Origin of the sequence: Azospirillum sp. TSH20, from assembly GCF_003115935.1 — a bacterium.
Classification (GTDB): Bacteria; Pseudomonadota; Alphaproteobacteria; order Azospirillales; family Azospirillaceae; genus Azospirillum.
The window spans coordinates 1-12952 of the sequence record NZ_LGQU01000030.1; the positions used below are offsets into that span (position 1 = coordinate 1).

The window sequence follows — 12952 nt, forward strand, 5'->3', positions numbered from 1 at the left end:
ATCCCCCTCCCCCACCCCGCCGCGAAGCGGCGGGGCCCCCCCCTCTCCCGGGGCGGGAGAGGGCGCTTGTCGCGCAGGATGCCTGGGGACGTTCTCATGCCGCCCTCCTCACGAAATGCCCGGGCGCGGCTTCCACCAGGGGAGGGGGCGCGCCGTCGGGGGTGGGGCGGAAGGGTTCGGGCCACAGGTCGGGGCGGCCGGCGCCCAAGGCCACGGTGGCGATGTCGATCGGACGGTCGACGTCCGGTTCCGGCGAGGCGGCGATCAGCGCGCGGGTGTAGGGGTGCAGCGGGGCGGAGAACAGCAGGGCCGGCGGCGCCTCCTCCATCACCCGGCCGGCGCGCATCACCGCGACACGGTCGGCCAGCCGCGCCACCACCGCCAGATCGTGCGAGATGAACATCAGGCTGAGGCCCAACCGCTGCTTGATCGATTCCAGCAGGTCGAGCACCTGCGCCTGCACCGACACGTCGAGCGCCGAGGTCGGCTCGTCGCAGATCAGCAGTTGCGGGTCGAGCGCCAGGGCGCGGGCGATGCCGATGCGCTGGCGCTGGCCGCCGGAGAAGGCGTGGGGATAGCGGTTGGCCCAGGCGGGGTCGAGGCCGACCTGCGCCATCAGCGCCCGCACCCGCTCCCGCCCCTCGCCGCGACCGCAGACGCCGTGGATCGCCAGCGGCTCCGCGATGATCTCGCCGACGCTCATGCGGGGACTGAGGGAGGCATAGGGATCCTGGAACACCATCTGGGCACGGCGGCGGTAGGCGGTCAGCTCCGGCCCGGTGGCGGAAAGGAGGTCGAGCGGCGGTTGCCCGGCGGAGGCGCGGAACAGCAGGCGGCCACCGGGATCCGGCCGCTCCGCCAGCATGGCCAGCCGCGCCAGCGTCGTCTTGCCTGATCCTGACTCGCCGACGATGGCCAGCGTCTCGCCGCGGCCGACCGACAGGTCGACGCCGTCCAGCGCGCGGATACGCAGGTTGCCGCGCTCGTAGGTCTTGGCGACGCCGTGGAATTCCAGGATGGCGTCGCGCACGTCCTCGCCCGGCGGCGCGCAGGTCATCGCGGGGATGGAGGGGGCGGCGGCCATCAGCTTGCGGGTGTAGCCGTGCAGCGGCCGGCCGAGAACGTCGGCGCAAGCCCCCGATTCCATGACCCGGCCGGCGCGCATCACCACCACGGCGTCGGCCATGTTGGCGACCACCCCCAGATCGTGGGTGACCAGCAGCACCGCCATGCCGGTCTCGCCCTGCAGCTCCTTGATGAGGGCCAGCACCTGGGCCTGCAGGGTGACGTCGAGCGCGGTGGTCGGCTCGTCGGCGATCAGCAGTTGCGGGCGGGCGACCATCGCCATGGCGATCATCGCGCGCTGGCGCAGGCCGCCCGACAGCTGGAACGGATAGGAGCGGAAGGCGCGCACCGGATCGGGGAAGCCCACCCGCTCGAACATGGCGAGGCAGCGTTCCCGCGCGCCGGCCCGGTTGCAGTTGCCGTGCAGCCGCAGCACCTCGATCGTCTGGTCGCCGATGGTGTGGAGCGGCGACAGCGCGCTCATCGGTTCCTGGAAGATCATCGAGATGCGGCTGCCGCGGATGTCGCGCAGGCGGGATGCCGGCAGGCGCAGCAGATCGACCGCCTCGGCACCCTGGCCGAACAGGATCGAGCCGCCGGTGACCGTCGCCCCGCGCGGCAGGATGCCGAGGATGCTGCGGCAGGTCAGCGTCTTGCCTGATCCGGACTCGCCGACCAGCGCGACGCTCTGGCCGGCGCCGATGGAGAAGCCGACGCCGTCGACCACCGGACGGGGGGCGTTGCGGAAGCGGATCGTCAGGCCCTCGACAGTCAGCATCTTGGCGTCTCCAGTGCAATCGCGTATCGGGATGACCGGGGGCCAAACCCCCTCTCCCCCCTGGGGAGAGGGTCGGGGTGAGGGGGGCGCACAGCGAGGATTCTCGGGATGGCCACGCCATGCATCCCCCTCACCCTAACCCTCTCCCCGGGGGGGAGAGGGGATGCCTTGCGCCTCAGCCCCATCGCATCCATTCCATCATGCTTGCGTTGCGGATTCACTGTTGTCGCTGGTTTCGGCCGCTTGGGCGTCGGGCGACGGGAGCGGCGCCTGGGCCGGAGGCGGAGGCGGAGGCGGGACGGCCGGCGCTTCGCTGGTCAGGCGCTTGCCGACCTGCTGGATCACCCGCAGCGGCAAATCCGGCACCGACGACAGCAGCCGCAGCATGTTCGCCCCGTCCAGCCGCAGCAGACGCAGGTCGGTGCGGGCGCGGATGGTGGAGAAACGCCGCACGCCGGCCAGCAGCTCCAGATCGCCAATCACCTCGGGCGGCTTGATGTAGGCGATGTGCAGCGGCGGCTGGTTGTCGGGCATCAGCCGCACCAGCTCCGCCTCCCCTTCCGCAAGGACGAAGGTGAATTCCGACGGTTCGCCGCTGCGGTAGATGAAATCGCCGGCCGCCACCGTGCGCCATTCCGACGCCGTCAGCAGGCGGCGCAGCACCGTTTCCGGCAGGTCGGAGAAGACGGGGGAGCGCGACAGCAGGCGCAGGGCCGGCTCGTCGGTCTCCTCCGCCTCGCCCGGCATGGTGTCCTCGTCATGGTCGGCGCCATTCTGGCCGCGCCGGACCAGCCGGCCGTCCTCCAGGTCGTAGAGCGCGTCGAAGGCCGGGTTGTCGGAAATCCGCTCCTCCAGCACGATCAGCGTCATGGTCGGCAGCAACTCCTTCATGGCGAGGAAGATGCGCAGCCGTTCCTCCGGATCGTAGCTGTTGAGCGCCTGATAGATCACGAAGATGTCGGGCTTCTTCATCAGGCCGCGGATCAGCTGCACCCGCTGGCGCACGCTGATCGGCAGCAGCGAGCCGCCGATGCCGACCTCGCCCAGCGCCACCAGGATCAGCACGAAGGCGCGCGCGTCGGTCCGCTCCAGCGCCTCGTCCACCAAGGCCCGCAGCTGGGTGATGGCGCGCGGATCCTCCGTCGTGATGCGGCCGAACAGAAGGTTGTCCATCACGTTCAGGCGCGGGTGGTAGAGGTCGGGATCGAAGACGGCGACCTTGTCGCGCAGCTCGTACGGCATGTCGTTCAGCAGGCTGCGGCGGATCGCCAGGATCGCCTCGCGCTCCGCCGGGGGCACGAAGTCCATGCCATCGCGCTTGGGCACGATCATCAGGAACATGGTGGCGAACAGCAGGGTGTCCGCCTCCTGATGGCGGCGCTGCGGCCGTTCGGAGCGGCGCTTCAGCCGGGTGACCGCCTCCACCAGCTCTTCGAACAGGGCGTCGTCGATGTGCGGGTAGCGCATGATCATGACGTCGCCGTCGTCGCTGTCGCGGTAGACGCCGACCACCCGCAGGGCGAAACGGCGGCCGATGCGGACGGCGGAGTCCCACAGCCCGTATGTTTCCATCAACTCGCGGACGGTCGGGTTGCAGACCATGCGGGCGACCGTCAGCCGCTTGCCGTCCGGCAGGCCGAACAGCATGTTCTCGGCAAGGCTGGCGTAGGGGTTGAAGCAGTCGCGTTCGAACCGGGCCAGCAGCTTGTCCATCCCGCGTTCGGTGATGGCGTCGCGCAGCCAGTGGCGGGCGCGCAGCAGCGGCTGGGCGACGAAGGGATAGTCGTCGGGGTCGAACACCTCGCGCAGGCCGCGCTGGTAGACGGCGGTCTCGCCGCCGGTTGCCGCCAGACACTGCATGAACCAGGGACGCAGGCTGGTCCAGTCAGTGGCGCCGATCATGGCGAAGTCGGTCCAGATCCCCTCCATGCTGTCGGTGGAGTTGCCCGACGCCTGGGCCTCCACGATCTCGCGTCGGCGGGCGGGCGACATGCTGTCCGGATCGTCGGCCGGTGGGCGGTGGCGCAGACCGTAGGTGATGTTCTGCATCATGCTGCCGGTGAACATGCGCGGTTCCGGGCTGGCATAGGCCATGCGGCGGCCCAGCAGCTCCAGCGGAATGGCGTCCAGCGACTGGTCGCCGATGGTGATCCGGCCGGAGGTCGGCGGCGACAGCCGCACCAGCACCTCGGCCAGACGGCGCAGCGCCAGCGCGTTGGTGCCGGCGATGCCGACCAGCGAGCCCGGCGGCACCTCCAGCGACAGGCGCTGCAGCATGCGGTCGCCATATTCGTTGGCCCAGGTCACCGCCTCCAGCCGCAAGGGGGCCTTGAGGTCGGGGGGCGTGGCGGGCGTCGGCGGCGTCCACTCGAACAGGAAGGGAGGCGAGAACTGGTCGGCGATCTGCTCGTACTTGATCTGGGCGTCGATCATGTTCTGGTAATAGTCGAGCAGCTCCTTCCAGGGGGCGGTCAGGTCCTTGAAGGCGGAGAGTGCCGCCACCAGCGCGCCGATGGACATGTTCCCGTGCAGAACCAGATAACCGCCGATGGAGAACAGGAAGAACGGGGTGATCTGGTTGATGAAGTTGTTCAGGAACTTGACGAAATACTTGCGCTTGTAGATCTCCAGCCTGATCCAGTAGATGCTGCCGAGATATTGGGAGAATTCCGCCATCACGTAGCGGACGGTGCCGTTGACGCGGACCTCGCGGACGTTCTCCACGCTTTCGCCGATGCGTTCGGACAGCTGGCGGACCTTGCGCACCCGCTCCTTGCCCAGCAGCTTCACCTTCATCTGAAGCTTGGGGATGATGTAGGCCTGCACCGGGATCAGCGCGACCGAGACGAGGCCGATGGTCGGCTGCTGGATGAACAGGAACAGCAGGATGGTGAGCATCGTGCCGCCCTGGTAGAGCGGCTGTGCGAAGGAATCGCCGATGAAGCCGGCCAGCGGTTCGGTTTCCGCCGAGATGGTGGAGATCAGCTCTCCCTGGCTGACCTTTGAGAAATGCGGCAGCGGGAAGCGCAGCATGCGGTCCAGCAGCATGAAGCGCAGGCGCCGCACCTGCCGTTCGCCGACCACGCCCTTGAAGGTGTTGATCCGCATCTTGAAGGCGCCGTTGGCCAGCACCAGCGCCAGGAAGGTGAAGCACAGCACCAGCAGGTAGGTCACCGGCCCCATGGACATGCCGAGGATCTCGCGCACCGGCTGGGGATCGGACAAGGCCCGGTTGATGATGATCTTCGGCAGTTCAAGCGAGGCGTAGAGCACCGGGAAGGACGCGACCGTCAACAGGGCGAGCAGGATCTGCTGGCGTCCACTGTGCTTCCAAATGAACTGAAATATGTTGCGGTCCATCAATGGCCTTCAGCGTCACGGCCGGTCAGGGCCGCAGGGGTCACGCGCGGGGGGATGAAGGACGGAAGATTGGCGTGGGCCGGGCCATTTTCCATCGGTGCTTTTTCCGCTGCCGCTTTCTCCATTACCGCCCGCTCAGCTTTCCACCTTCCAGGCGTAGTAGCTCCAGCGATCGTCGAGCGGCAGGGGCAGCGGCGTCCAGTTGGGGCGCTCCAGCGGACGGTCGGACAGCACGACGCCGCCGGGCAGCATCAGCGCGTCGATCAGCGGCGCCAGCCACGCCGCCTGTTTGGCGTCATGGTTGCGGTCGGTGCTGCCGAAATCGGCATGGGCCAGCCGGGCGCAGCGGCCGAAACGCTCGGCGGCGGCCGGCATGGTTTCCTGGAAATCGCCGACGAACAGGCGGTCCTCGTCCGGCGTCAGCTCCGGCGGCACGCGCACCCACATGTCGAAGACCAGGATGTCGCGCGGCGGGAACAGGTGGCGCAGATGGTCGAAGGTGCGGCCCTTGCCCAAGCCCACCTCCAGCACCATGCCGTCGCGCCCGGCGACCGCGCGCTGCGCCCAGGCCAGCGCGTCGCGCTGCACCGTCATCCGGTCGATCATCCGGTCGAGCAGCGACCGGCTTTCTACGGCATTCCCGATCGCACCAATACCAACATCGGCCGCCATCGGCCCCCTCCCCTTGCCAAGCGCCCGAACGGCACGACGCAGTTTGAAAGGCTGCGTGCGCGCCGTCGAGACAAATTGTCGCATGGTCGGGTCCGGCGGGTGCGGCTTCCCTGACTTCCGGCCGGCTTATGGCCGGTTCGGGTCGAAGCGCTTCGCCAGCCCCTGCCAGCAGCGGTAATAATCGTGCTGAAGCTCGGCAGTTTCCAGTGCGTGCCGCGTCGGACGGATGACGGCGCGGGTTTCGAACATGAAGGCCATGGTGTCGCCGACCCGCTGCGGCCGGGCGGTGTCGGCGGCGGTGGCCTTGGCGAAGGTCTCCGCATCGGGGCCGTGGCCGCTCATGCAGTTGTGCAGGGAGGCGCCGCCGGGCAGGAAGCCCTCCTCCTTCGCGTCGTAGACCCCAACGATCAGGCCCATGAACTCGCTGGCGATGTTGCGGTGGAACCAGGGCGGGCGGAAGGTGTCCTCCTGCACCAGCCAGCGCGGCGGGAAGATGACGAAGTCGATGCTGTCGACGCCGGGTGTGTCGCTGGGCGATTGCAGCACCAGGAAGATGGACGGGTCGGGATGGTCGAAGCTGATCGAGCCGATGGTGTTGAAGCGGCGCAGGTCGTATTTGCAAGGGGCGTGGTTGCCGTGCCAGGCCACCACGTCCAGCGGCGAATGGCCGATGCGGGCGGTCCACAGGGCGCCGTCGAACTTCGCCACCAGTTCGAAGTCGCCGTCGACATCCTCGTACCAGGCATCGGGCGTCAGGAAGTCGCGCGGGTTGGCCAGCCCGTTGGAGCCGATGGGGCCGAGGTCCGGCAGGCGGAAGGGCGCGCCGAAATTCTCGCAGACATAGCCGCGCGCCGTGCCGTCCGGCAGTTCGACGCGGAAGCGCAGGCCACGGGGGATCAGGGCGATCTCCTGCGGCTCGACCTCCAGCACGCCAAGCTCGGTGTAGAGGCGCAGGCGGCCCTGCTGCGGCACGATCAGCAGCTCGCCGTCGGCATCGTAGAAGAAGCGGCCCTGCATCGACCGGTTGGCGGTGTAGAGATGGATGCCGCAGCCGGTCTGCGCCTGCGGCCCGCCATTGCCGCCCATGGTGGTGAGGCCGGCGACGAAGTCGGTCGGCGTGTCGGGCATCGCCGGCGGGTTCCAGCGCAGTTGGGTCGGCGGGGCCGGCACCTCGTCGAAGCGGCTGGTCAGGCGGCCGGACTCCAGCGGGCGGAAGGGTTCGTGCACGACCGCCGGGCGGATGCGGTAGAGCCAGGAGCGGCGGTTGTGGGCGCGGGGTGCTGTAAAGGCGGTGCCGCTGATCTGTTCGGCATAGAGGCCGTAGGGCGGGCGCTGCGGCGAGTTGCGGCCGACGGGCAAGGCGCCGGGCAGCGCCTCCGTCGCGAACTCGTTGCCGAAGCCGGACTGGTAGGTGAAGGCGGGGGACGTCATGCGGGCTGCTCCCTGTTCCGGGGGATGCGGCCGGCCTGGGCACCGGGCGCGACCATTTGTCGCTCATATAGTTTCTTCTGAAACTATACGCCAGAGGAAAATGTAGAGATCCCCTCTCCCCCCCGGGGAGAGGGTTAGGGTGAGGGGGATGCACAGAGAGGATTTAGTAGGGAGCGGAGAGTGCGCGGTGCTTGAAGATCCTCGCCACGCATCCCCCTCACCCCGACCCTCTCCCCGGGGGGGAGAGGGAGAATCCCCATCTCAATTCATCGCGCGATCGGGCAGGTCGAGGATGAAGTCGCCGCCTTCGTCGTAGCCGGCGGTGCGGATCACGCCATATTGCGGGGTCTGCGGCGCCTCGCTGGTCACGTCCTGGCGGACTTCCTGGTAGAGCGCGTAGCCGTTGCTGTCCTTCGGCAGGGCCATCACCCGCTTCTTCAGGGCCACCGCGAAGGGCGAGTTCACCTCGCCGTCGGCGACCGGCTCGTCGCCGCCCGACGACAGGGCCATGACGGAGCGGCGCTGCCGGATCTCCTGCTCGTTGGCGAGGCGGCTGGCGTCGATCTTCTGTTCCTTGGTGAAGGCGCCGGAATAGCAGCTGTCCGACACCACCATCACATGCTTGGCCGGCATGCGGCTGAGGAAGCGGCCGATGTCATTGTTGGACACCCAGTTGCGGGCGCTGGTCGTCTCCGCATCGGCCGGCAGCCAATAGCCGGTGCCGGTCTCCGCCAGCTCATAGCCGTGGCCGGCGTAATAGACCATCACCTGATCCTGCTCGCCGACCTCGCGGCCGAGCTTGCGCAGAGCCTCGCCGATCTGCGCCTTGGTCGGGTTGCGCAGGGTCCGCGTCTCGTAACCGAGATGGTCGTTCAGCGCCTGCGCCACCGCCTTGATGTCGGCGCCGGGCGTGGAGAGGGCCGGGATGGCGCTGTCGCGGTAGCTGTCGACCGCGATCATCAGGGCGATCTTGCGCGGCTTCGGCGGGGCGGCGGGATCGGGGGCGGCCGCCGCGCTGTCGATGGCGATGCGCTGCTCGGTCGTCTTGCCGGCCTCGTCGGTCATGGTCAGGGTGGCTTCGGTCGCCCCTGGGTCCACCGGGATGCTGGTGCGGAACTGGCCCTTCTCGTCGATGAAGACCCAGCGGCCGTTCACCCGCGCCTCCGCGAGGTTGGCGCTGTCGGCGACGATGCCGCGCAGGGTCATGCTGCCGCCGCGGGTGCGGCCGCCGCGCGCCTGCTGCAGGCTGGGCGGGGCCGAGGAAGCGGTCGGCCGGCCGAACATGTCCGCCGCCCGCGGGTTCGCCACCAGCTGCCGCAGCGCGCCCGAGAAAACCTGGGTGCGCTGTTCGCGCTCCACCCGCTGCACCATGGCGAGGTAGGTGCGGGCGACCTGGGGCGGCAGGTTGGCCTGGGTCACTGCGGCCCGCACCTGGGCATAGCCGCCGGGCTGGCCGGACGCGCTGTTCTGCAGAATGCCGCCGACGCGCACCGCCACCGGATCGCCGCTGGCGGTCAGGCCGCCGATCAGGGTGGGGACGGGGACGCTGGCCAGCACCGCGCGCTGTTCCGGCAGCGAGAGGTTGCCGGTCGACAGACTCGTCACCGCCTGGACCATGCCGCCGCTGCCGGCCGCCTGGATGAGGGTGCCGGCCGCCACCTGCACCTGCGGCGCGGCGAGAAGCTGCGGCCCCGGCTGCGACAGGGTGGCGCCGGAGGCGTAGGCCTGCGTCGCCTCCGCCGTGAAGGTGACGGAGCGTCCGGACGGCAGCACCACCGTCGCCGGTGCGGGCGGCGGTGGCGGCGGAGAGGTCGGGCCGTTGCCGGCCGGCCGGGTGCCGTCGGAGGTCTGGCCGCCTTGCCCGGTCCCTTGCGCCGTCCCCTGCCCTGCCCCCTGCTCCAGCGCCGCCAGGAAGGTCTGCGGGGTGGTCGCGGTGGTCGAGGAGCCGGGGGATGAACCGGTTGTGACGGCGGCTGTGGTGCCGGCCGTGGTGCCGGTGGCCGTCGAGCTTGAGCCGGTGGCCGTCGTCCCCGTGGGGCTGGATGCGATCTGCGCCACCGTCTGCAGCACCGTCTGCACGGAAGTGCTGCCGGTCGTGGCGGTCTGGCCGGTCGACGGCGAGGTCGTGTCCGTCGTGCCGGTTCCGCCGGTGGTCGGCGTGCCGGTTCCGTCTCCGCTGTCGGTGCCGGGGGTGGTGGGCGTGGTGGGCGTCGGCGGCGTGGTTGGAGTGGTCGGGGTCGTCGGCGTGGTCGGCGTGGTCGGGTCATCCGTGATCGGCGGCGTGACCGGTGGTGTAACCGGGGGCGTCACCGGCGGCGGAGGGGGAGGTGGTGGCGGCGGCGGCGGAGGCGGCGGGGAGCTGGTGACCACCACGTCCCCGTTGCTGTACAGCGCCGTCGCCTTTTCGCCGGTTCCGGCGGTGCCCTGAAGGCTCGCCTCTCCGCCGCCCGCGGCGATGCGGATGCTGCCGTCGGTTTCGGCATCGAGGCCGATGCCGGCGACCTCGTAATTGACGGCCGACGTGCCGCCCTTGCCGATGATGGCGATGCCGCCGGACGAGGTGATCGTCGCCGTGCCTTGGACCTTCACGCCCCAGGCTTCGTCGGCATCCACCTGGGTGGCGTCGCCGTCGATCAGGATGGCGTCGGAGGCGGTGGAACTGGAGCGGATGATCGGGCTGCCGTCGTAGCCGGTGGCGATCAGCACGCCGGCATTCCAGCCATAGTAAGACACCGCCTTGCCGCGGATGGCGATCTTGCCGGTGCCGGAGAGAATCTCGCTGGTCCCGGTGATGGCGACGCCGTGGCCCTCGCTGTCGTAATCGGCCCCTTCGCCGCGGATGGAGATGGTGCCGCCGCCGGACTCCAGCTTGGCGTTCTCGATCGTCACGCCGGCCGGGCTGTCCGAATTGCCCTTGGCTGCCTCCTGCGTCGGATCGTTGCCGCCGCCCAGGGTAATGGCGCCGCCACTGGTGGTGATCGAACCGTCGGTAATCAAGATCGGGCCGCCGGAGGACGCACCGCTGTTTACGGTCACCGGCGTTCCGGAGGAAATGATGGTGGAGGACAGCAGCGAGACGCTGTTCCCTGCCTTGAGCGTCGTCGAGCCGCCGCCGGTCAGGGCCAGGGTCGACGCTTTCAGGTCACGCGCTGCGTCGACATGGATGGCTCCCGATTGGGTGGACACCGTCGATGAGTCCAGCACGATGTCGTCGTTCCACCCGCCGCCGCTCGTCAGGGTGATCGACGTGTTGCCGAGCCCGATCAATTGAGAGGACGCCTCGACCAGAATTGCCTCGTTGCCGGAGCCGAACTCGTTTCGGTCGGTTCCTCCCGCACCGGCGACGATGATGGCGCCATTGTCGCTCTCGAGCGTCGACGCTTTCAGTCGAACGCCGAAGGAATTTCCCGAAGAACAGCCAAGGTAGCAGTCCTGATCGTTGTGTCCGGCGGCGCCCGTGACCGTGACGATGCCGCTCAAGCTCTGTACCGTCGCCGTGTCGAGCAGAACACCGAGGTTGTCGCCGGTGTACAGGTCGGGATCGCATCCCACTTCCGAGCAGGTGCTGGTTCCACCTGTGCCGGTGAGCGTGATGGCCCCGCTGCTGGTCAGCAATTGGCTGTTGCGGAGCGCGATGCCGTGGTTTCCGCCACCATCATAGCGTCCACCTTGCCCGTTGACGGTGATGGAGCCGGCACCGGTGTCCACCGTGGCATTGAGAAAATTGACGCCTGACGCGTAGCCGGCGATCGACAGTCCGGTTGCCGGGTGGGTCGACGGATCCATCCCGCCTCCCACCAGAAACGAGCCGCCACGGGTGTTGATCGAAATGGCTTCGCCTTCTTTGCCGATCTGAACGGCACCCTCATAGGTGTCCGGGTTTCCGGTGTGTCCAGCGTTCAGGATCAGGTTCAGCGCACCGGCGTCCGACCGGATGCTGCTGTTGACGATGATATTCCGGTAGGCATTCAACGTCAGCGAAGCGTCGCCGCCGAACGACTTCACGATGGGCTGGTTGACGGTGATGTCGCCGTCTTCGGATCCATTCGTGTCGGTCTGCAGCGTGACGCTGGTTCCGCTGTTCAGCGAGGTCTGGATCGTGCCGGCGGTGATGGTGCCGCCGGTGTCCGCCACGATGATGTTGGTCGGGTCGAGCAGCCAGGAGCCACCCTTCCCCTGCCCTGCCCCGGCCCCTGCATCCACCCTGCCCCGCACATGCAGCGACAGTTTGCCGGAGGTTTCGACGAAGCCGCCGTCGCCGCCGGCCGTGCCGCCACGGGCGGAGACGGCGCCGTCGAAGCGGGTGGCGTTGTCGGCCCACACCACCACCTTGCCGCCCTTGCCCGCCTGCGTGGCGTCGGCGGTGATGGTGGCGCCCGCTGCCACGACGGTGTCGGTGGAGGGCGGCACCGGCTTGCGCGCCGGGCGGATGTTGTAGCCGGCCAGCGTGGCGGCCGACGCCTTGCCGCCCTGCACGTCGCCGCCGATCAGCACCTCCCCGCCCCCGGCCGGACCGGAGGCGTTGACGCGCGCCGACGCCGCCAGCGTCGTGCGGTTGCCGGAGACGGTGACGGAGCCGCCGGTTTGCGCGGCACCGCTGCCGCGGGCGTCGAGCGTGCCGGAGACCTCGACCGCGCCGCCGTCGCCGAGCAGGACGATGTCGCCGCCCTGCTGCTCCACCCGACGAGCCTGCACGGTGCCGGACATGTTGACGACGCGGTCGACCAGCCCCTTGGCGGCGCTGGCCGTCATCTGCACCCGGCCGCCGTCGGCGAAGACCTTGCCGCTGTTGCTGACCAGCGCATCCACCGGCTTGCCGTTGGCGCCGACGGGACGGGCGTCGGTCTTGGCATCCACCGCGATGTTGATCTTCTGGTCGCCGAACAGGTCGACGACGAAGCGCTTGCCGGACGCCAGCGTCACCTCGCCCAGCCGGGCCTGGATGGTGCCGCGGTTGGCGACGCCGGGGGCGACCAGCGCCGCCAGCCCGGCCTGTGCCACCGTGATGGTGCCCTCGTTCTCCACCGTCGCGGTGGAGCCGGCGCGGCCCTCGAACTTGTAGCGCCCGGCCATGAAGTCGTCGTTGCGGATGTCGTGGGTGGTGGCGAGCAGCCCGCCGACATCGACCTGGGCGTTCGGCCCGAACAGGATGCCGTTGGGGTTGACCAGCCAGACCTGCCCGTTGGCGGTCAGCCGCCCCAGGATCGCCGACGGGTCGGGGCCGGTGACGCGGTTGAGGGTGATGGAGCCGGCGTCGGGCTGCTGGAAATTGGTTTGCTCGCCCTCACGGATGCCGAAGCGCTGCCAGTCGATCACCGCCTTGGAGGTCGACTGGATGATGTCGAGCCGGCCGGGGGCGGTCGCCCGGATGGTGGCGGTGCCGTCGGTGACCACGCCGCCTTCGGGATTGGCCAAGGCCGGGAGTGCCAGAGGGAGGGCCAGGGAGAGGGAGGTGATCGCGGCGACGATCGCGAAACGGGCCGCACCCGCCAGTGCCGTGCTGTGGCGCAACGTTGTCCGGTGCCGCGCCTTGCCGCGCCGAACCGCCGTCCCGCCGAACGCCCCTGATACTCGCATCACCGATCCAATCCTCTCGCCGCCCCCGAAACCCGATGGGAAGGCAATACGCTGTCACAAACCAATGGA

5 protein-coding genes are annotated in these 12952 nt (G+C 69.3%); all 5 read right to left on the reverse strand.

Annotated elements, in window-relative coordinates; translation table 11 throughout:
• Window positions 1-94 precede the first annotated feature (94 nt).
• A complete protein-coding gene (locus TSH20_RS09020; RefSeq protein ID WP_109074415.1) occupies window positions 95-1843 on the reverse strand; it encodes an ABC transporter ATP-binding protein in 1749 nt (582 codons plus the stop codon).
• A 198-nt stretch (window positions 1844-2041) separates the two neighbouring features.
• On the reverse strand, window positions 2042-5203 hold the full coding sequence (locus TSH20_RS09030) for an ABC transporter transmembrane domain-containing protein (protein ID WP_247871479.1): 3162 nt from the start codon (window positions 5201-5203) through the stop codon (window positions 2042-2044).
• Between the two features lie 135 nt (window positions 5204-5338).
• The gene (locus TSH20_RS09035; RefSeq protein WP_199232051.1) at window positions 5339-5875 is read right to left on the reverse strand and encodes a class I SAM-dependent methyltransferase; all 537 of its coding nucleotides are present in this window, start codon (window positions 5873-5875) and stop codon (window positions 5339-5341) included.
• Between the two features lie 126 nt (window positions 5876-6001).
• Window positions 6002-7306, reverse strand: coding sequence for a homogentisate 1,2-dioxygenase (gene hmgA / locus TSH20_RS09040; protein WP_109074416.1), 1305 nt, complete (start codon window positions 7304-7306; stop codon window positions 6002-6004).
• A gap of 261 nt (window positions 7307-7567) precedes the next feature.
• Window positions 7568-12883, reverse strand: a complete 5316-nt coding sequence (locus tag TSH20_RS09045) for a filamentous hemagglutinin N-terminal domain-containing protein (protein ID WP_247871480.1) — start codon at window positions 12881-12883, stop codon at window positions 7568-7570.
• Window positions 12884-12952: the final 69 nt, after the last annotated feature.